We start from the raw sequence: 20,109 nt of genomic DNA, 5'->3' as shown, positions 1-20,109 counted from the left end.
TATCAGCGTTTGAACTGCCAGCTACTGCACTGAGGCATTATTATCCATAAAATAGTTAAGAGGTTGAGTTAATTCCCAGCCTCTTATCAATTTCAATCAAAATCCTCGCCATTCAAAAACTGCATCTGCCCGCCTAAAACGCGATTGATAGTTGGCTTTTGATGCTTGAGGTGCAGCGACTTGAATGGAAAGACTGCTCGGTAGACCGCCATTTTGGTTGTACCATTGGGAATCAGCGCCTCATTTAAGGCATCGCCATCAAGCCGTCCTAATGCCATCCGGACCGTAATCCCCGGTAGATTCAAACCTAATACCTTAGATAAAAAGGCAATCTCAGGCAGTGGCATATGCTGTATCAGCAGCTGCTTAAACGATCCATCAAAACGATGGACAAACACAACCTGATACAGCCCGGGCTCGCTTTGCTCACTGATGGCTTGGCTGCCCTGTTTTTCCAGCATTCCAAAATCAAGCGGCGTCAAGCGGGCCGGAAAACGCTGAGCGGTTGGCTGATAGCTCAGATCATCAGTTGACTGCAGATCGGCCGTAATCCCCAGTGGATAGACCAGCTGACCGTCAAACAGCGCGTTAAAGCTGTCCAATGGCTCACCGACTGCTAACGATGCCGGCCGCTGATCTTCAGGAATCTCGGCGATCTGAATATTTTTGGCAATTGGTCCCAGCTGATCGATCAGTTCATGACGACTGGCTGGGATCAAGACTACCTCGGGATGCTCAACGTCCAAAACGGCGCGGATATTTTCTGATTGCAGCGGCTCCAGATAGCGCTTGCGAGCCAGCATCGGCGCCAGGGTCACCGAACTGGGATTGTCGTTGACGATCACGGTCTGGTAGCCATGATCACGCAGCTCACGCAAAGTGTTGGCAACAAAGTAGTCACTGGCCGTACCATTTCCTAAACGCAGCGGACCGGTACCGACGACGACCGCAGTTGGTGATGGACTTGGACTGGCTTCGTCTTCCATTTCGTAGGTTGAGTAAAAGACACTGGTATGTTGATCAAATTCGCCAGCAGACGGTTCCAGCTCTTTAAAGGTTCGGTGAATGACCTGCTCATCACGCATTGCAACTACTCTGGTCGTTGGCCACTTCCAAATCTTGGCAATGCTTTCATCGCTCATGCCACAGTACTTGGCCTTTACCAACAGCTTGGCATCGCCAGGATGATTTTTGAGTTCGTCTTCTAAGCTTTGCATCTGACGCAGACAGGCAAAGTAATATGGGTCAATCTTGGTCAGCTCGGTTAGCTCATCATCCGTGTAGCCACGCCGTAAAGCTGCCAGCAATGTAAACAGACGTCCGGCCTGCGGATGAATCAAAAGCTGCACCAATTCGTCATCTGAAAGCTGGTCTTGCTTAGCCAGTCGTGAATCCTGCTCAAGGCGTGGAAAATCACTAATCGCCTTAAACATCGCTTCAGTCAGGCTGCGTCCTACGCCAATCATGGTACCAGTTGACTTTTTACGCGTCCCCAACTGACGATCAGCATCGGGTAATTCCGCAAAGGGCCAGACCGGCATCCGTACGGCCACATGATCCATGATCGGTTCCGTAACGGCAGCATGCTTGTAATAGCCATGGTCTAGGTGAATATTGCGCAATGTCTTACCAGCATACAGCTCGCCACAGACGCTTTGCAGCGCATATCCAGTGGCAGTAGCCGCAAAAGCCGTTAAGCGATCAAAATAAGGATTGTTCTTGATTACATAAAACTTGCCATTAGCCTGATCCAAAGCGAACTGCACGTGGTTGACCCCAACAATTCTAAGTTTGCGCGTAATGGCAAATGCCGTGTCGCGCATATCTTGAATTTCACGGTCAAGCAGCGTCTGGGCCGGAGCGATGGCGATTGAGTCACCCGCATGAATGCCAATTGGATCAATATCTTCAACACAGGCCAGCTGCATCATCGTACCAAAACTGTCTCTTAAGACCACGACCTCGATTTCCTTAAACCCGGCTAAGCTTTGCTGAACGGTAATCTGTCCCGAGCGCGATTGCCTTAGTCCAACTGCCACGGCCCGTTTAAGCTCTTCTTGGTCATGTACCAAAGAGCGCCAGCCAGGCCCCTTAGGTAAAACCGAGCGTACAATAATTGGATAGCCGACCCGGTTGACCATTTCTAAGGCATCCACAAAATTATCGACCTTTGAGATAGCCTTGGTGGGGACCTTAAGATTATGCAGCGTCTTGCCAAGCAGCATGGGATTGTTGATCTGGCGAATCGTCGCTTCTGGGACACCGATCAATTCAATGTCATCAGCCTGCAGAATTCCCGTCTCGCCGACTGCCTGCATTAATTCAAAGGCCCGGCGGCCACCAAGCGTCGGGATAATCGCATCGGGATGATATTCATTGATTGTATCAACGACGTTTTCAACCGTCAGCGACTTGATGCAGGCATGGTCAATGGCATCAGGACAATCCAGAGTAAATGAAAATGGGTTGTCGTCAATTAAGATCGTCTCAAAGCCTTCAGCTTTTAAGACACTGGCCACCTGAAAAGCGGCTGCATCCAGCTCATCGCCATGCTCGATGCTGTCTGCACCTGCACCGATCAGAAGTACTTTTTTCATGGTCAGTCCCCCTCTCGCTGCTTCATAACGTCCATAAATTCATCAAAAAGATTATTGGTTTCATCCGGCCCCGGCGCACCATCCGGGAAAAACTGCACAGAAAACGCCGGATATTGGCGATGCCGCAATCCTTGCACCGTACCGTCAAGCATATCGACGTAGGTAATAAAAAGCTGTGAGCGATCGACTGAGTTGCGCCGAATCACATAGCCTTCACCTTGCGAAGCAAAGACGATATGATCGGTAATAATCTCTCTGATTGGGTGATTCATACCATGGTGCTCGGTTGCCAAGCGCTCGACCTTACAGCCATTGGCCAGGGCAAACAGCTCATGACCTAGGCCAATGGCAAATAGTGGTACCTTAGCCTCAACCTGTCTGATCATTTCCAGCACTGAACGCTTCAAAGATTCTGGATTGCCTGGACCACTGGATAGGACAACGCCATCCGGATCAAGTCGTAAAATATCGTCAACGCTGGCTGTGTATGGTAATACGGTTACGTTGCACTTGCGCCGCGAAAGCTCTCTTAAGATCCCGTTTTTAAGACCAAAGTCAATCACGACCACGCTTAAACCGATATCAGGATTAGGAAACGGTTTTGGCGTAGCAACCTGAGCCACCTGCTGATTGGTCAAAACGGTGGCATGCAGCTGATCAAACGCATGATCATCAGGAACTGGCACGATGCTGCCCTTCATCGGCTTGCCAACCTTGCGCAGATGTCTGACAATGGCCCGCGTGTCAACGTTGGTCACGCCTGGAATGTTCATCTGCTTGAGATACTGATCCAAAGTCGTGCCATGCCGACGCTCCTTTAATGGTGCCAGATTGCGGCAGACAACACCCTTGATTGAAGGCACAATCGACTCATAGATGTTGCGTTGAATTCCATAGTTGCCAATATTGGGGTTGGTAAAAACGACGATTTGATTATGGTAGATTTGGTTGGTAATGATTTCTTGATATCCCGTCATGCTGGTATTAAAAACCATCTCACCAAACGTTATGGCAGGCGAGCCAAATCCCTCACCCTCAAAGATGGAGCCATCCTCAAATATCAAATATCTTGCTGTCATCCAATCTCATCTCACTTTGCAGCCGCCAATTGTCTATTCATCCCGGCGGTCAGTTTTGTCTAAATGCTCAAGCATCTTGGTAAAATAGTCTGGTAATGGTGCGGTAAAAGTCATCTCCTGACCGGTCCGTGGGTGTTTAAAGCCCAGCAGGCCCGCATGCAGATACTGTCCTGGTCCAGCCAGCGTCTTACGCGGTCCATACAAGGGATCGCCAGCCAATGGATGGCCGATATAGGCCATGTGAACCCGTATCTGGTGCGTACGGCCAGTTTCCAGACGGCATTTAACCAAGGTATAGTGCCGGTAACGCTTCACTACCTCAAAATGCGTAACAGCATGGCGGCCATCCATTACGACGGCCTGCTTCTTGCGGTCTTTTTTAGATCGACCCAGTGGCGCATCAATTGTCCCCTGGTCTTCTTTGATTACTCCATGAACCAGTGCGACATACTCACGCTGGTTAGTCTTGGCCTTTAGCTGGGCGGCCAGACTACGATGAGCCAGATCATTTTTGGCCACCATCAAAAGTCCCGAAGTGTCCTTATCGATGCGGTGCACGATACCAGGTCGAAACTCGCCGTTGATTGTTGAAAGCGGCGAATGGTAAAGCAATGCATTGACCAGGGTATGCCCAGGATGCCCAGGAGCAGGGTGGACCACCATCCCCGCTGGCTTGTTGACAACGATTACGTCATCATCTTCATAGACAATATCTAAAGGGATATCTTCCGGCTCTAGATCAATCGTTTGTGGTGCTTCAGGAATGATTTTGACCACATCGCCGGCTTTTAGCTTATACTTGGTTTTAACGACCTGACCATTGACGGTTACATGGCCATCTTCAATCCATTTTTGCAGCTGCGAGCGGGAAACGTCGCTTAAAAAATGGCCTAAAACCTTATCAATGCGACCAGTCAGATCCGCGTCAATCTCAATTTGTCGTTCTTCGTTCATTTGTGATCATCCTCTTTCAGTACTACGATCAGCATGATAAACACGCCGATCGTCAGACAGGCATCAGCAACGTTGAAGACTGGAAAATTGACGTTTTGCAGCGCAAACATGTCCACCACATATCCTTGGCTGAGCCGATCAATAAAGTTGCCGACCGCGCCGGCCATAATCAAAGACAGTCCCGTCATCATCCAGGCTGCGGTTTTATTTTTCCACATCAGCCAAGCAACTACGATAATAGCAATTACCGTTATGATCGCAAAGAACCATTGGCGTCCCTCCAGCATGCTCCAGGCAGCCCCGGTATTATGCAGATTATCCAGATCAAGCAGCCCCGGTATCAAGGTTTTGCTGCTGTTTAAAGGAATATTTTGAGTAACCCAGTGCTTAACTGCTTGATCAATCGCCACCAAGGCAACAATCAAAACCAGGTACCATGGCAATAACGACTTGTTTTTTATATGCTTTCGTTTGGTCTTACTCATGATCTTTTTTCACCGCGTTGCCTAGAGTAATCTTTAGCGAATTAATCGAGCGCGCCGAAAACGTAAACGTCATGACCTCACCATTAACCGTCATTGTCAGCGTATGCTTGGTAAAGCGTGGCTGGCGAATGTCCTTTAGTGGAATCACCAAAAAGCGGTTCTGCAGCATCCGGTCAAATACCATTTTGGTTGGCGTAACCAAAACTGAGCGACGACCGATCGCCAAAACTGCTAGAATAATAAAGATCGCCAAAAGCAAGGCCGTAATCCAGTTAAAATGGGTAATTTCAAGCCAGACCACGACACCGGCGATCCCAATTAAAAGCAACCAGCACCATTGAATCGTGGCCGTGGTTAAATCCGGCTGATAAAAGTAGCGTTTTTCTTCTTCCAAAAATTTCACTCCCTAATCAATTCCGAGGTAATCAAATGATCAAATTATATACCGATGCTGCTACCAAAGGTAATCCGGGCCCGACCGGACTGGGAATCCTAATCGTCAAAGATGGCAATCAGCAACAGCTTAAGTCTTTTTTGCCGCTTGCTTCCAATCATCAAGGTGAGTTCGCCGCGGCAATTCAAGGTTTTTCCTATTTAAAAAAGCATTTTTCCAATCAAGAAACCGTACTGTTTTATACCGACAGTCGTCTATTAAGCGATGCCGTAGGTAAGGAACATGCGCGTCACTATGAAAAAGAATTGGACGAGCTTTTGGCCAGCATGGATGATTTCAAAATGGTCGTCATACAGTGGGTTCCCGAAAAAGAAAACCAAGGTGCTCACCAATTGGCTAATCAAGCTTTACATGAGCAGACTAATCAAGCTGACCATCAGTAATCAGTATAACAAACTTTGTCCAGTTCTGATCAATAATCCACTGGTCGCAATAATTTCTTAACCGCCCTCATCTTACTATATGTAAATTAAGCATTCATGCATTATTTTTAGTCGAAAAAATCGCCCTGCCTTGCAGACAGGACGATTTTTTCGACTATTTGGGTTACTCAATTACAATGTAGGATTTGATCGTCTTACGGTCAGCCATATCGCGATAGGCCTCATTGATCTGATCCAGCGTGTAGGTTTTGGTAAACACTTTGCCTGGATTGATCTGACCATCCAAAACCGCCTTTAAGAGCACGTTTTTGTCATAGGTCGTTACACTTGCTGAACCACCTGTCAAAGCAATATTGCGGGCAAACAGCGTGAATGGATCAACATTGCCATGAGGTACGCCAATGCGACTGACGTGACCACCATTATGAACGACCGCCAGGCATTGATTGATCGAGGCTTCAGAACCAACGCAGTCCAAGGCTGCATCAGCCCCGCCACCAAGCAGCTCTTTGACTTTTTGCGCGCCTTCTTCGCCACGTTCAGCAACATAGGCCGTTGCACCAAATTCCTGGGCCAGTTTTTGCCGATCCTCATGCCGACTCATAATTACAACTTGTGAGGCACCCATCATCTTGGCTGCAATCACGGCACATTGACCAACCGCGCCATCACCAACAACGACAACGCGGTCACCATGCTTGACATCAGCCGTTCTGGCAGCATGGTAGCCGGTTGCCATGACATCGGCCAGCGTCATAAATGATTTCATCATCCCTTCACTGTAGTCGGCTGGCTGACCAGGAATCTTGACCAGTGCCCAGTTGCCATAAGTAAACCGAATATATTCAGATTGAAAGCCATTGCTCCAGTTGGAATAGCCCTGGTGCTCATCACAGGTTCCGTCATAGCCAGCCAAACAGGCAGCACAATGTCCACAGCCATGCGTGAACGGCGCAATGACAAAATCACCTGGCTTGACCGTCGTAATTGCACTGCCAACTTCTTCAACGATGCCCAGCGCCTCATGACCGTCATTGATGGAGTTCTTCTCTTTTGCATCGCCTTGTGAATAGGACCACAGATCCGATCCACAAACACAGGTGCGAATCACGCGAATGATCACATCATCATCTGCCTGCAGCGTTGGCTTTGCAACTTCTTTGATTACCATTTTGCCAGGTTCTGCAAAGATTGCTGTTTTCATAATGGTTCCTCCTGTTTGGATAATCAACGCATCTAATCATCATTACAGGATTATCATATTCCTTAAAGTGTACTTTAAGTCAACCCCAAGCAAAACGACCCGCCTAATATTAGACGAGTCATTTTAACTATAGTGCCTGCGTGGCAAATGAGCGGCTCTCCAAGGCCTTGAGCAGCGCGTTGACGGTATCCAGTGCCGTCAGCAGCGGAATATTATGCTCAATGGCCGTTTGCCGAATCACAAAGCCATCCGAAGCCTTTTCATAGTCATGCTCCATGGTATTGATAACCAGATCCACGTCATTGTTCTTTAACACGTCTAAAATGTTGGCCCGCTTGGTATCTGCTTCATGCAGCTTGCCAACCGTCGTAACGTGCAGTCCAAACTGCTTTAAAAAGTCGGCCGTACCATCCGTTGCCAAAATTCGGTAGCCGATCTTGGCAAAGCGCTTGGCCAATGGCAGAATTACTTCCTTGTCGCGGTCCTCAATCGTCAGCAGCACGTTGCCATAGTCCGGCAGATGCATCTTGGCGCCTTCAAATGCTTTGTAGAGTGCCTTTTCAAACGTTTGATCGCTACCCATGACCTCACCAGTAGACTTCATCTCAGGCCCCAGGTAGCTGTCAACATCATCCAGCTTATTAAAGCTAAAGACGGGGGCCTTGACATGAATGGTCTTGGATTCTGGGTACAGTCCATCCTCAAATCCCTGGCTGGCCAGCGACTCGCCTAAGATTACGCGAGTCGCTACTTGAGCCATTTCAATACCGGTAATCTTGCTTAAAAATGGTACTGTCCGACTGGCCCGCGGGTTAACCTCAAGAACGTACGCCTCATGGTTATGAATAATGAATTGAATGTTCATGATTCCCACGCACTTTAAGGCTACGCAGAGTTTTTTGGTGGCTGAAACGATCTGTGCCTTGATATCATCGTCAAAGCTTTGTGGCGGATAAACAGCCATCGAATCCCCAGAGTGAACGCCGGCCCGCTCGATATGCTCCATGATCCCTGGCAAAAGCACTTCTTTGCCGTCACAGATCGCGTCAACCTCACATTCACGACCTTGAAGATAAGCATCAACCAAAATTGGGTGATCCTCAGCAGCTGGTGCGTTTTGGCTGAGATATTCATGCAGCTCTTTTTCGTTATATACGATCTCCATCGCCTTACCGCCTAAAACATAACTTGGCCGAACTAACACTGGGTAGCCAATCTCCTTGGCCGCTTTTAAGACGCCGACCCCCGTCGTAGCAGTGAGTCCGATTGGCTGCTTGAGCTTGAGATCCTTAATTACCTGGTCAAACACTTCCCGGTCCTCGGCGGCATCTAGATCCTTGACGGTCGTCCCCAGAATCTTGACGCCATGTTCAGCCAGGCCAGCTGCCAGATTAATCGCCGTCTGACCACCAAACTGAACGATGACACCCATTGGCTTTTCCAGATCAATTACATTTAAGACATCTTCTAGTGTCAGCGGCTCAAAGTAAAGCTTGTCGGAAACCGAAAAGTCGGTAGAGACCGTCTCAGGATTGGAATTCATGACAATGGCCTCATAGCCCAAACGTTGAATCGCCTTGACACTGTGAACGGTCGCATAGTCAAACTCAACCCCCTGCCCGATCCGGATTGGACCCGAGCCAATTACCAGAACGGATGGTCGCTCACTTTTGACGCTTTCGTTTTCATGATCATAGGTGCTATAGAAATAAGGGGTCTGTGATTCAAACTCGGCTGCACACGTATCCACCATCTTGTAGACCGGTACGATGCCGTTTTGCAATCGCAGTTGCCGTACACTGTCGGCATCAGTCTGCCACAGATCGGCAATTGTTGGATCAGAAAAGCCGTATTGCTTGGCCAGTTTTAACGTTGCGGCATCGTTGGGATTTTCTTTGATCTGTTCTTCTAATTCAACGATGTGCTTAATGATATCCAAGAAGTAGACCGTAATCTTGGTTAATTCATGCAGGTCCGCCAGACTGTAGCCACGCCGCAGCGCCTCAGCCAAATAAAAGATGCGATCGTCTTGAACATGTACCAGCTTATCTTCTAATTCGGTATCGGTTGCCTGCTGAGCCGCTTTTGAAAACAGGTCTTTTTGATCGATTTCCAAAGAACGAACGGCTTTTTGAAAGGCCTCTTCACAATTGCGCCCGATTGCCATGACCTCACCAGTGGCTTTCATTTGGCTGCCTAAGCGGCGATCGGCATGGGTAAACTTATCAAAGGGCCAGCGTGGGATCTTGCAGACTACGTAGTCTAAGGCCGGTTCAAATTCGGCAAACGTCGTCCCGGTAACCGGATTTTTGATTTCATCTAAAGTCAGACCAACGGCAATCTTCGCAGCCATCTTGGCAATCGGATACCCAGTCGCCTTGGAGGCCAGGGCCGAGGAACGCGATACCCGCGGATTAACTTCGATTACGTTGTATTGATAGCTGTTGGGATCCAATGCCAGCTGAACGTTGCAGCCTCCCTCAATCTTAAGCGCCCGAATCAGCTTGAGTGCGCAGTCACGCAGCATCTGATATTCACGGTCGGAAAGCGTCTGACAAGGTGCAAACACGATCGAATCGCCAGTGTGAATACCAACCGGATCAAAGTTTTCCATGCAGCAGACCACCATGGCATTGTCAGCGGCGTCACGCATTACCTCAAATTCGATTTCTTTATAGCCGGCAATCGATTTTTCAATCAAACACTGCGTTGCTGGTGACAAATCAAGGCCGTTGGCGGCAATGGTCTTTAATTCATCGTCATTATGGCACATGCCACCACCAGTGCCACCCATCGTAAACGCAGGCCGTACAATGACTGGATAGCCAATCTCATGAGCAAACTCAAGGGCCTCATCAACCGTGGCCACCGTCTTGGAGGCAGGCACGGGCTCGTTTAAACGCTGCATCAGCTCTTTGAATTTTTCCCGGTCCTCGGCCTCATCAATCGAATCCAGCTTGGTACCCAGCATCTGAATGTTCAATTCATCCAAGATCCCCGTCTTGCCCAGCGCCACTGCCAGGTTCAAGCCGATCTGTCCCCCCAGAGTCGGCAGGATTGCATCTGGATATTCCTGGCGAATAATGCGCGAAACCGATTCGACCGTTAATGGCTCAATATAGACGTGATCGGCAATTTCCGTGTCCGTCATGATCGTTGCCGGATTAGAGTTAACCAGTACCGTTTCATAGCCTTCTTCGCGCAGGGCCATGCAGGCCTGGGTTCCTGAGTAGTCAAACTCGGCTGCCTGACCAATGATGATTGGACCAGAGCCGATTACCAAAATTTTATGAATATCTGTCCGTTTAGGCATTGGTGCGTGCTTCCTTTCGTTGATCTACCATGCTGATAAAGTCGTCAAACAAACCGTCGGCATCATGCGGACCTGGGGCGGCATCTGGGTGAAACTGAACCGAGAATGCCGGATATTGACGATGCCGCAGTCCTTCAACGGTACCGTCGTTGATCTCGATATGCGTAATCATCAGCTTTTCTTTATCGATTGAAGCTGGATCAACCGCGTAACCATGATTTTGTGAAGTAAACACGATCTGACCAGAGGCGATGTCTCTGACTGGATGATTGAATCCGCGGTGACCAAACTTCATCTTGTAGGTACTGGCACCATTGGCCAAGGCAAAAATCTGATGTCCCATGCAGATGCCAAAGACCGGCAGATGCTTTTCAATCTCAGCAACCATTTTGGCAGCCGCTGTCATTTCTTCAGGGTTGCCAGGGCCATTTGAAAGCAGCACGCCATCAGGATGCAGATTTAAGATCTCTTGAGCAGTTGTTGAATATGGCACCACGATCGTATTACATTCTCGTTTTGCCAGTTCGCGCAAAATACTGTGCTTGGCCCCAAAGTCAACGACCACGATATTGCGCTTGGTCCCAGGATTAGGATAAAGCGTCTTGGTTGAGACTTGGCTGATAATGCCTTGGGTTGGGTTTTGCGTCTTTAATTCATCAATCAGGCTGGCTGCATTTTCGATTGAGTCGACGATTCGTCCCCGCAGCGTGCCGAAATGCCGCAGCTTGCGAACCAATTCACGTGTATCGATGCCCTGCAGTCCTGGAATGTTCATTTTTTCCAAAAAGGCCGGCAGAGTATCCTGCATGCGCCAGTTGCTTGGAATACGGGCTACCTGCCGACAGATGACGCCCTTGATCTGTGGCTGCAGCGATTCAAAATCGTCCAGCGTTACGCCATAGTTGCCGATCAGTGGATTGGTAAATACCAGGATCTGATTGGCATATGATTGATCGGTAATCGCTTCTTGATAACCAGTCATCCCCGTGGTGAAGACGACTTCGCCCGTGGTTTGAACATCGGCACCGAAGCCTTCGCCCTCATAGATTGAGCCATCCTCCATAATCAAATAACGTTTCATTGCAATCTCCCTTTTCTAAACGATCTCAATCAAGCCCGTGCCATTTCGTTTTGCTTGATTAAAACGACGCTGTCTTGACCATCAATCTCGCTTACATTAACCTTTACGCGCTCCTGCATGGACGTAGGAATGTTCTTGCCGACAAAGTCAGGTCGAATCGGCAGCTCACGATGTCCCCGATCCACCAGTACCGCCACCTGCACTCTTTGTGGCCGTCCCTGGTCCATAATGGCATCCAATGCTGCTCGTGTCGTGCGGCCGGTAAAGAATACGTCATCGACCAATACCACGCGCTGATCGTTGATGTCGGCACCCAGCTTTAGATCTTCATTGCTAACGGTCGGTCGTCGATCATCGCGATAGTTGGTAACGTCCAGCTCACCAACCGGTACCTGCACGTTTTCCAGTTTCTGCAGCTGATCGGCAATGCGGCGCGCCAAATAGACTCCCCGCGTCTTGATCCCAACCAGAACCAGATTCTGCGTACCCTTATTGCTTTCGACAATTTCGTAGGTGATTCGCGTTAAGGCCCGTTTCATGGCCATCGCATCATAAAATTCTTTCATTTCGCCAAACTCCTTACAAAATTTGTCCAATAAAAAAGCACTGCCTCACGACTCGTGAACCAGTGCTCCAACATATTGTTTAAAAAACGCGACCAAACGTCGACCAAATTTAAACGATACTGCCTTGCTAGCCTCACGGGACTAAATTTAAAGGACATATAGATTGTTATTTAATTTAATGGATAGCTATGCGTTTGTCAAGCATATTTCTAAAATTAATGATTATTGTTTCAAAATCAAGCGCTTACATATTAATCAGAAAAAACGTTTTTTTAGACCTTATACGCTTAAATTTGACCATCTTTTTGCATTTATCTTTGCTGATATTCTCATTTATTTAAATAAATTAAATCATTTTACTTTGATTGTTTAATGATTTTTATTCATTTTTTATACATCAGTAGATATTAAAAAAGCCCGATGCAATTTCGCATCAGACTTCTTGATTACTCAGTATAGTAAAGCAGACAGCAGGCACCTAGGCCCGTGTGCGTGGCAATAATTGGTACCGTTTCACGAACAACGATTGGCAGATCGGGGCAGATTGCCTGAACCTTTTCTTTTAAGCGCTCAACTTCGCTCATTCCCTCAACGTGTGAGATACCAACGCCTAAAACTTTAGGGCCATTTGCCATCTCATCTAAGATCTTGTCCCATTCCTTATGAATGGCCTTCATCCCGCGGCCTTTAGAAGCCACGTGAATCTCACCATCATAGACTTGGAGCATAACCTTGATATTCATAAAGCGTGACAGGGCACCGGCAAATTTGCTGATTCGGCCACCCGCAACCAGGTTGTCGAGATTGTCGATTGCCAGATAAAGCTTACTCTTTTGAAAGACGTCTTTCATCTTGGCAATTGCATCAGCAACCGTTCCGCCATTCTCAATGACTTTAGCGGCTTCAATAATTTGAAACGCCATGCAGCGATCAGTAGTTTGACAATCATAAACCGTTACCTTGGTTTTCGTCATGTTGGCAGCCTGTTCAGCAGCATGAACCGTACCGCTGATCGATGCCATCATCGTTACGCACAGCACCTCGCTGCCGTCTTCACCTGCCTGGTCAAAGGCATCAACGAACTTGCCAATCGGCGGCTGTGAGGTCTTAGGTAGCGACTTGGCATTTTTCATCATCGTTGGAAACTGATCATTGGTGATCGTTTCTCGTTCAACGTAAACCGTCCCGTCAATCATTACTGACAGCGGTACGATCGTAATATCATATTTCTTAATTTCTTCGTCGGTAAGGCCAGCTGAAGAGTCAGCCACAATTTTAATCTTTGACATGGAAATTACCCACTTCCTGATCAAGTTTGATATAATGTATCTAGTATCGAAAACTAGATACATTATTTTTAAGACTAAATACATTATAAACTTAGTCTACTGGGCTTGCAAACCGCCTTTATAATTAACTTTAGTATAGCAGAAATACCGGCTGATTTCACCGCCGAGCACTTTGCGAAAGGAGCCATCTATTTTCAATGAAAAACTCAACATCACGTCACCAAACGCTTTTGATTGAGATTGCCAATGCCATTACGCACGGGGTTGGTGCCGCCTTAGCCATTGCCGGGCTGGTAATTTTGATCGTGCGCGCTGCCCATACCGGTAATCCAATGCGCATCGTTACCTTTTCGATCTACGGAGCCGCTTTGGTACTGTTCTTTTTGGCCTCAACGCTGTTTCACTCACTGATCTTCACACGTGCCAAACGCGTTTTTCAGATTCTGGACCATGATATGATCTATCTGGTGATCGCTGCCAGCTACACGCCTTATTGTCTGGTTGCCATTAAAGGCTGGCAGGGCTGGACGCTGTTTGGCATCATTTGGGCCATGGCTGCCTGCGGTATCGTCTATAAAAGCATCTGGTTTCAAAAGAAAAGCAAATGGTCAACGATTTTTTACGTGATTATGGGCTGGATGTGCGTACTGGCATTCTGGCCGCTGTGGCATGCATTGGGACCGGTTGGCTTTGGTCTGCTTTTGGCAGGCGGCATCACCTATACTCTGGGTGCTCTGCTCTATAGCATGCCAACGCGCTACACGCATCTGATCTGGCATCTTTTCGTTATGGTCGGCACGGCATTCATCTACTTTTCAATTTTGTTTTACGTTTAGTTCTTAACCCAGTGCTCAAAGCGACAGTCAGGAATCTTTTCTGGCTGATCGCTTTTTATTTTTTCAGTATCAACCAGGTGCCAAGCCTGATAGTCAATTTCCGGCATCTTGGTATCACCGCCAAAACGCTGCTCAACAACCGTGCGATAAAGATCCCCCGCCATTGGCAGCAAGTTTTGATAAATCTGCGCCCCACCGATAACAAAGCAGTGCTGATCTGCCAATCGATCATTGAGCAATTTCTGCAGCTCATCAACACTGTGAATTACCGTAATCCCAGAATCGTCAAGCTCTTGATGAGTCAAGACAATGTTTTCACGCTTGGGCAGTGGCCGGCCAATCGACTTAAACGTATTGGCCCCCATAATAACGGGATGATTGAGCGTAACAGCCTTAAAATGCTTCAGATCGGCTGGCAAATGCCATGGCATAGTACCATTTTTGCCGATATAGCCATCTGGATCCTGGGCCCAGATAAAGTCAAGCTGATTCATAAAAACACCTCTTAGACGGCTACTGGAGCCTTGATACCGGCCTCATGCTCATAGTTTTCCAGCTTGATGTCGGTCATTTCGTATTGATCAACCGGCTTAGGATCATCAGGCAAAATCAGTTTTGGTGCTGGATGTGGCGTCCGGGAAAGCTGTTCTTTGATCTGATCGATATGGTTGCTGTAGATGTGGGCATCCCCTAATGTGTGCACGAACTCGCCCACGCCCAGACCACACTCTTTGGCAATCATGTGGGTCAAAAGCGCGTAGCTGGCGATGTTGAACGGCACGCCCAAAAAGATGTCGGCACTGCGTTGATACAGCTGACAACTCAGCTTGCCGTCATTGACGTAGAACTGAAACATCGTGTGACAAGGTGGCAATGCCATGCTGTCAACATCTTCAGGATTCCAGGCCGAAACGATCATCCGCCGTGAATCCGGCGTCGTCTTGATCTGTTCAATGACTTTGGCAATCTGATCAATGTAATGTCCATCACTGGTCTTCCAATGGCGCCATTGTGAGCCATAGACCAATCCTAAATCACCATATTTTTTAGCAAACTCGTCATCGTTTAAGATACGCTCACAAAAGGCATTCTTCTCAGCCAAATAAACCTTTTTAAATTCAGGATCCTTTAACCAGCGGTGACCGAAGTCCGTCATATCAGGGCCCTTATATTCCGGACTTTCAACCCATTTTTTAAAGGCCCATTCATCCCAGATATGATTTTTATGCTGCAGCAGGAAGCGAATATTGGTATCACCGCGCAAAAACCACAACAGCTCGCTTTTTACCAGGCCAAATGGAACAAACTTGGTGGTCAGAATCGGAAAGCCGGCGTTGAGGTCAAAATGCATCTGATAGCCAAATACTGAGCGCGTCCCCGTTCCTGTCCGGTCGCTTTTTTCGTGGCCATGTTCCAGCACATAGCGAGCCAGATCCAGGTACTGCTGCTCATTATCATTGATTGCCATGTCTTATCTTCCTTTCAATCATCAAATAAGTTTCATTCTAGCACATCACTGCGATAGGCGCGTCTATTTTACTATTCATCTACGAATTCGCTAAGATACTCCCAGCGTTCGGTCTTGTCTGCCAAGGCTTTTTGCACTTCATTCAATTCTTTTTGCAGCTCAGCCAACTTGGCATAGTTGTCACCATTTGCGGCCATTTCATTTTCGATTTGTTTTTGACGTTCGTCTAGCTGATCGATCTCTTCGTCAATATGGTCCCATTCCAGTTTTTCAGCATAGGTCAGTTTGGTCTTAGCCTTGTTTTCTTTAACAGGCTTAACGGCAGCTGCTGTTTTCTTAGCAGCTGCCTTGGCTGCGAATTTGGCCGCCTGAGCTGCTTGAGCATCGGCCTGGGCCTTTTTGAGATATTCTGTGTAATAGCCGCGATAGCGTTCAATCTTACCCTGACCATGGAAGATCAGTAAGTTGTCGGCTACCTTGTCCAAGAAGTAGCGGTCGTGAGAAACGGTAATGACCGTACCTGCAAAGTCGTCTAAATAGTCTTCCAAAACAGTCAGTGTGCCGATATCCAAATCATTGGTCGGTTCATCCAACAGCAGAACGTTTGGCTGCTGCATTAAGATCTTTAACAGATACAGCCGCCGCTTTTCACCACCAGAAAGCTTACGAATCAAGGTACCATGCATGAAACGTGGGAACAAGAAACGCTCCAGCAGCTGCGTGACGTTGACGTGATTGCCATTTTTATCAACCACGTCATCGGCAACCTCGCTCAGATAACTGATCATGCGCTTGTCGTCATCGATACCCTCAGTCTGCTGCGTGTAGTATCCCAGCTTAACGGTCTCACCAATCTTTAAAACGCCCGAATCAAGTTTGGTCCGGTTCGCAATGACGTTTAAAAGCGAAGTCTTGCCGGCACCATTTTCACCAGTAATGCCGATCCGATCGCCAGCCTGTACCAGCCAGTTAAAGTGATCCAAAATCTCATGATCACCATATTTTAGACAGGCATCTTTCATCTCGATTACGTCCTTGCCGAGACGCTGAGAACCCAATTCAATAGAAATGTCCTCATCAACCTTAAGCTTGCCTAGGTTGTCTTTTAATTCGTTGAAACGATTGATGCGTCCTTTTTGCTTGGTTGAGCGAGCCTTGGCACCATGCCGCATCCAGGCCAGTTCTTTTTTGTAAAGTGCCTGCCGTTTGTGTTCGCCTTCTTGAGCCAACTCAACGCGTTCGGCTTTTTGGGCCACAAAATCTTGATAGTTGCCATCATAGTGATACAGCTTGCCAAACGACAGCTCCCAAACATGATTGGCAACCTGATCCAAAAAGTAACGGTCATGCGTAACGACCAGCACGGCCCCGCGATAGCTGGCCAGATAGTCTTGCAGCCACATGATTGAATCAATATCCAAGTGGTTGGTTGGCTCATCCAGCATCAAAAGATCCGGTTCTTGAATCAAAACCTGAGCCAAGCCGACTCGCTTACGCTGACCACCGGAGAGCTCCTTGATTTTTTGGTTGGCGTCATTGATCTTCAGCTGCGTCAAAATCGTCTTGACGCGGCTGTCGGCTTCCCAGGCATCTTCTTGATCCATGGCTGCCTGCATTTTGGTAAAACGATCGCTTAATTTAGGATCTTCAGGATGCGCGCTAAAATCCAGCAAGGCTTTTTCATACTGCCGAATCGTTTGAAAGACCGGCTGGCCCCCTGCAAACACAGCATCCATGATGGTTTTTTCTTCGTCGAGATCTGGCTGCTGCTTCAAATATCCAATCGAATAATCGCTGGGCTTGATGATCTCGCCTGATTCAGCGTTGACTGCCCCACTGATAACGTTTAATAGCGAGGTTTTACCGCTGCCGTTGGTACCGATCAATCCAATCCGATCCTGTTCGTTGATAATAAACGAAACGTCTTTAAACAGCGTTTTTTCGCCATACGTGCTGGTTAGATTTTCAGCTCTTAATGTTTTCATTAATCTTCCTCTTTTGCTAATTGTGCAGCTGCCGCCAACAAAGCATTTTGATCATTGGGCAGACTGCGATCCAAGACCCGCTGCTGCAATTGATGCAAAATCTGCCCCATCTTTGGCCCAGGCTTGACATGCGCCAGTTTGATCAGCTGACCGCCATTAACTGCCAGCTCTTTTGTACTTTTAATCGGCAAAGCCTGATAGCGATCGCGCAAATCAAGTTCTTCTAGGCTGTGACCAAACATTGCCGCCACGCGATTGGCACTGAGCAGCAGTCGGTCGCCAGTGTCAAACAAGAGCTTGGGCGTCAATTGATCGTTTAAGATTGCTTGGACGGCTGGTACGATTTTTTGGACGTCGCTGATCAGATCATTGGATGTCTTCCAAGCCTTTAAAAATGCATTGCGCTGGGGATGATCAAACCGTATGACCTGCATCAGCACTGCCCATGCTTCGGCTTCGGTTTTCAGATGCCATTGCTTAAGGTCCAAAAGCCGCTCCAGAGCCGTTTTTTGATCGGCCAATCTTGGACAGTAGCGGTATAGATCAGTAACGAGCAGGTCCTTGAGGCCAGCGGTTGGATTTTGACCAAGCAAAAGCTTCTCAAATTCAACGCGAATCCGTTCAATGGCAATCTTTTCTAGGAGCGGTGCATTTTCTTGAATGCCTTGTCTGGTCTTTTCATCAATCTGAAAGTCAAGCTTGCTGGCAAAGCGGACCGCCCGCATCATGCGCAGCGCGTCTTCATGAAAGCGTTCGGCTGGCTCACCGACTGCCTTGATCAAGTGCCGTTTTAAGTCGCCCAGGCCATCAAACAAATCGATGACCTCACCGTTTTCCTTCAATGCTAAAGCATTAATCGTAAAATCACGCCGCCTTAGATCCTCAGCCAGCGAGCGAACGAACGTAACTGAATCGGGACGCCGAAAGTCCTGGTAGCCTGATTCAGTTCGAAAAGTGGTGGTCTCATAGCCAACGCCATGATCCAAAATCATAACCGTACCATGCTCAATACCGGTATCGACCGTGCGGGTAAAAATATGCTTGATTTCAGCAGGATAGGCACTGGTGGCAATATCAATGTCGTGAATCTCATCACCCAAGATCGTATCACGTACGCAGCCACCGACAAAATATGCCTCAAAACCGGCCTGCTCAATGCGCTGTAAAATTGGACGCGCAGGTTCAAAGATGGCCGGCAGTTTCTCGATTTTCACGGATATCATTTCCTTATTGCGTGGATTTGGTTGTCATAACCAGTCCTAACTATTTTAGCAAACTTTAGAGAAGTCGAAAACGAGAACTACGATTTACTATTGATCGGCATTAAACAATACGATAATCCAAATAATAATTGATCAGCCTATCGTGAACCTCAGCCAGATAAATGTTAGGCAATTCTAAGTTTGATTGCTTGCTCTGCGTTTGGTTTGGCGTTATTGTTAAGGTAAATCAATACTGCTTAATTCAAATCAGAAAGGAGCTTACTTTTGGATCAATACCCTTACCAAGCGGCGTTTCATCGTGAATTAAAAGCTAGGGGCCGGGCACCGATGACCATTGATGCCTATGATGCCACACTGCGGCAACTGTTCAACTATTTGGAAGATCAGCGCCCCGGCTATGCCCATGATCCAAGCGCCAAAAACGTTACCGAAACCGACGTCCGGGCCTATCTGAACTGGCTGCGTGATGAGCAAGACATTACGCTGGCAACTTTTAACAAGGTCCTTTCCCAGCTCAGTCGCTATTTCCGCTTTTTGTTTACGCATCAATTAATCGATACCTACCCTACGCTGACCATTCACGGCAAGGCCACCAAGCCCAATCAGCATCTTTCAACTAAGTGGCTGCTTAAATTAGACGATATTTTGGCTGATGATCAGATTCAATACTTTACCCGCGCCGTTTTGTTTTTAAGCAGTCGCGGCTATACGGTCAGCGAGTTTTTGCAGCCGGGCTTTGGCGATGTCTGGCGCAGTCTCCAGCCGAAAAACGAGGCTGAAAAACGATTTATGACGGCATTTGATGAATATATCGCTCCCATCCAGCAGCTGCAGCACTGTCAGGATATTTTTTTAAAGCAGCGACTCAACCGTGAGCATCCCTGGATCAGCAATGCCGGATTGTTCAAATACCTCAAAGCCGATGAGGAATATCTGGGCATCCGCTTGGCACCCAAGTATCTGCATCAAAGCTATATTCTTTATCAGCTTGCCCAGCATCGCAATGCTACGCCCCAAGAGCTGCAGACCATGCTGAGGCTGAATCCACAATCACTGCTCTACTATCAGCGCCTGCTGCTGCAGATCAAATAAACTTTCCAATCAAAAGAGAGTGAGAAAAAACTCCGAAAATCAGCTTGCAACCGATTTTCGGAGTTTGTCTTCGAACCTCCGCAAGGATGGCTAGGTAGTT

Annotated in this window: 17 protein-coding genes; 3 read left to right on the top strand and 14 right to left on the bottom strand. The window is 47.7% G+C overall.

Annotation, left to right across the window (positions count from 1 at the left end; all coding sequences use genetic code 11):
• Nucleotides 1-92 precede the first annotated feature (92 nt).
• The 5 genes from HF864_RS02520 to HF864_RS02500 are packed head-to-tail and all read right to left on the bottom strand — an operon-like array spanning nt 93 to nt 5,509.
• Nucleotides 93-2,597, bottom strand: coding sequence for an ATP-grasp domain-containing protein (locus HF864_RS02520; RefSeq protein ID WP_169461538.1), 2,505 nt, complete (start codon nt 2,595-2,597; stop codon nt 93-95).
• Nucleotides 2,598-2,599: 2 nt separating this feature from the next.
• Entirely contained in the window at nt 2,600-3,676 is a 1,077-nt protein-coding gene (locus tag HF864_RS02515) for a carbamoyl phosphate synthase small subunit (RefSeq protein ID WP_169461537.1), read from the bottom strand.
• 33 nt (nt 3,677-3,709) lie between these two features.
• On the bottom strand, nt 3,710-4,630 hold the full coding sequence (locus HF864_RS02510; RefSeq protein WP_169461536.1) for an RluA family pseudouridine synthase: 921 nt from the start codon (nt 4,628-4,630) through the stop codon (nt 3,710-3,712).
• Nucleotides 4,627-5,115 (bottom strand): signal peptidase II, encoded by a 489-nt coding sequence (gene lspA / locus HF864_RS02505; protein ID WP_169461535.1) that lies wholly within the window; start codon nt 5,113-5,115, stop codon nt 4,627-4,629. The genes HF864_RS02510 and lspA overlap by 4 nt, the downstream gene beginning before the upstream one ends.
• A complete protein-coding gene (locus HF864_RS02500; protein WP_169461534.1) occupies nt 5,108-5,509 on the bottom strand; it encodes an EbsA family protein in 402 nt (133 codons plus the stop codon). The genes lspA and HF864_RS02500 overlap by 8 nt, the downstream gene beginning before the upstream one ends.
• Before the next feature lie 35 nt (nt 5,510-5,544).
• Here HF864_RS02500 and HF864_RS02495 point away from each other — a divergent pair, with 35 nt between their 5' ends.
• A complete protein-coding gene (locus HF864_RS02495; RefSeq protein WP_169461533.1) occupies nt 5,545-5,952 on the top strand; it encodes a ribonuclease HI family protein in 408 nt (135 codons plus the stop codon).
• Nucleotides 5,953-6,115: 163 nt separating this feature from the next.
• Here HF864_RS02495 and HF864_RS02490 read toward each other — a convergent pair whose 3' ends face one another.
• The 5 genes from HF864_RS02490 to HF864_RS02470 form a co-directional block, all read right to left on the bottom strand.
• Entirely contained in the window at nt 6,116-7,156 is a 1,041-nt protein-coding gene (locus HF864_RS02490; RefSeq protein ID WP_169461532.1) for a zinc-binding dehydrogenase, read from the bottom strand.
• A 127-nt stretch (nt 7,157-7,283) separates the two neighbouring features.
• Nucleotides 7,284-10,469, bottom strand: a complete 3,186-nt coding sequence (gene carB / locus HF864_RS02485) for a carbamoyl-phosphate synthase large subunit (protein WP_169461531.1) — start codon at nt 10,467-10,469, stop codon at nt 7,284-7,286.
• Entirely contained in the window at nt 10,462-11,550 is a 1,089-nt protein-coding gene (locus HF864_RS02480) for a carbamoyl phosphate synthase small subunit (protein WP_169461530.1), read from the bottom strand. The genes carB and HF864_RS02480 overlap by 8 nt, the downstream gene beginning before the upstream one ends.
• A 29-nt stretch (nt 11,551-11,579) precedes the next feature.
• Nucleotides 11,580-12,116 (bottom strand): bifunctional pyr operon transcriptional regulator/uracil phosphoribosyltransferase PyrR, encoded by a 537-nt coding sequence (pyrR, locus tag HF864_RS02475; RefSeq protein ID WP_169461529.1) that lies wholly within the window; start codon nt 12,114-12,116, stop codon nt 11,580-11,582.
• A 446-nt stretch (nt 12,117-12,562) separates the two neighbouring features.
• Complete coding sequence (locus tag HF864_RS02470; protein ID WP_169461528.1) at nt 12,563-13,405, bottom strand: DegV family protein; 843 nt, start codon at nt 13,403-13,405, stop codon at nt 12,563-12,565.
• A 197-nt stretch (nt 13,406-13,602) separates the two neighbouring features.
• Here HF864_RS02470 and HF864_RS02465 point away from each other — a divergent pair, with 197 nt between their 5' ends.
• Nucleotides 13,603-14,241, top strand: coding sequence for a hemolysin III family protein (locus tag HF864_RS02465; protein ID WP_169461527.1), 639 nt, complete (start codon nt 13,603-13,605; stop codon nt 14,239-14,241).
• Here the strand turns inward: HF864_RS02465 and HF864_RS02460 are convergent.
• The 4 genes from HF864_RS02460 to HF864_RS02445 form a co-directional block, all read right to left on the bottom strand.
• Entirely contained in the window at nt 14,238-14,735 is a 498-nt protein-coding gene (locus HF864_RS02460; RefSeq protein WP_169461526.1) for a dihydrofolate reductase, read from the bottom strand. The genes HF864_RS02465 and HF864_RS02460 overlap by 4 nt on opposite strands.
• Before the next feature lie 11 nt (nt 14,736-14,746).
• Nucleotides 14,747-15,709 carry a thymidylate synthase gene (locus HF864_RS02455; RefSeq protein WP_169461525.1) on the bottom strand — a complete coding sequence of 321 codons (963 nt, stop codon included), beginning with the start codon at nt 15,707-15,709 and terminating at the stop codon, nt 14,747-14,749.
• A gap of 71 nt (nt 15,710-15,780) precedes the next feature.
• Entirely contained in the window at nt 15,781-17,694 is a 1,914-nt protein-coding gene (locus HF864_RS02450) for an ABC-F family ATP-binding cassette domain-containing protein (RefSeq protein ID WP_169461524.1), read from the bottom strand.
• The gene (locus tag HF864_RS02445; protein WP_169461523.1) at nt 17,694-18,908 is read right to left on the bottom strand and encodes a CCA tRNA nucleotidyltransferase; all 1,215 of its coding nucleotides are present in this window, start codon (nt 18,906-18,908) and stop codon (nt 17,694-17,696) included. The genes HF864_RS02450 and HF864_RS02445 overlap by 1 nt, the downstream gene beginning before the upstream one ends.
• Before the next feature lie 273 nt (nt 18,909-19,181).
• On the opposite strand from HF864_RS02445, the gene HF864_RS02440 reads away from it, so the two are divergent.
• Complete coding sequence (locus tag HF864_RS02440; protein ID WP_240936853.1) at nt 19,182-20,009, top strand: site-specific integrase; 828 nt, start codon at nt 19,182-19,184, stop codon at nt 20,007-20,009.
• Nucleotides 20,010-20,109: the final 100 nt, after the last annotated feature.

It is taken from the genome of Lactobacillus sp. MRS-253-APC-2B, assembly GCF_012843675.1.
Taxonomy (GTDB): Bacteria; Bacillota; Bacilli; order Lactobacillales; family Lactobacillaceae; genus Limosilactobacillus; species Limosilactobacillus pulli.
Note: the sequence above shows the minus strand (reverse complement) of the source record. Positions and strands in the feature narration are given on the sequence as shown.

Excerpts from the sequence above, each read along its gene's own strand:
- pyrR (WP_169461529.1), bottom strand. The coding sequence starts at position 12,116 with ATGAAAGAATTTTATGATGCGATGGCCATGAAACGGGCCTTAACGCGA.
- HF864_RS02450 (WP_169461524.1), bottom strand. The coding sequence starts at position 17,694 with ATGAAAACATTAAGAGCTGAAAATCTAACCAGCACGTATGGCGAAAAA.
- lspA (WP_169461535.1), bottom strand. The coding sequence starts at position 5,115 with ATGAGTAAGACCAAACGAAAGCATATAAAAAACAAGTCGTTATTGCCA.
- HF864_RS02515 (WP_169461537.1), bottom strand. The coding sequence starts at position 3,676 with ATGACAGCAAGATATTTGATATTTGAGGATGGCTCCATCTTTGAGGGT.
- HF864_RS02470 (WP_169461528.1), bottom strand. The coding sequence starts at position 13,405 with ATGTCAAAGATTAAAATTGTGGCTGACTCTTCAGCTGGCCTTACCGAC.
- HF864_RS02490 (WP_169461532.1), bottom strand. The coding sequence starts at position 7,156 with ATGAAAACAGCAATCTTTGCAGAACCTGGCAAAATGGTAATCAAAGAA.
- HF864_RS02495 (WP_169461533.1), top strand. The coding sequence starts at position 5,545 with ATGATCAAATTATATACCGATGCTGCTACCAAAGGTAATCCGGGCCCG.
- HF864_RS02465 (WP_169461527.1), top strand. The coding sequence starts at position 13,603 with ATGAAAAACTCAACATCACGTCACCAAACGCTTTTGATTGAGATTGCC.
- HF864_RS02455 (WP_169461525.1), bottom strand. The coding sequence starts at position 15,709 with ATGGCAATCAATGATAATGAGCAGCAGTACCTGGATCTGGCTCGCTAT.
- HF864_RS02460 (WP_169461526.1), bottom strand. The coding sequence starts at position 14,735 with ATGAATCAGCTTGACTTTATCTGGGCCCAGGATCCAGATGGCTATATC.
- carB (WP_169461531.1), bottom strand. The coding sequence starts at position 10,469 with ATGCCTAAACGGACAGATATTCATAAAATTTTGGTAATCGGCTCTGGT.
- HF864_RS02520 (WP_169461538.1), bottom strand. The coding sequence starts at position 2,597 with ATGAAAAAAGTACTTCTGATCGGTGCAGGTGCAGACAGCATCGAGCAT.
- HF864_RS02480 (WP_169461530.1), bottom strand. The coding sequence starts at position 11,550 with ATGAAACGTTATTTGATTATGGAGGATGGCTCAATCTATGAGGGCGAA.
- HF864_RS02510 (WP_169461536.1), bottom strand. The coding sequence starts at position 4,630 with ATGAACGAAGAACGACAAATTGAGATTGACGCGGATCTGACTGGTCGC.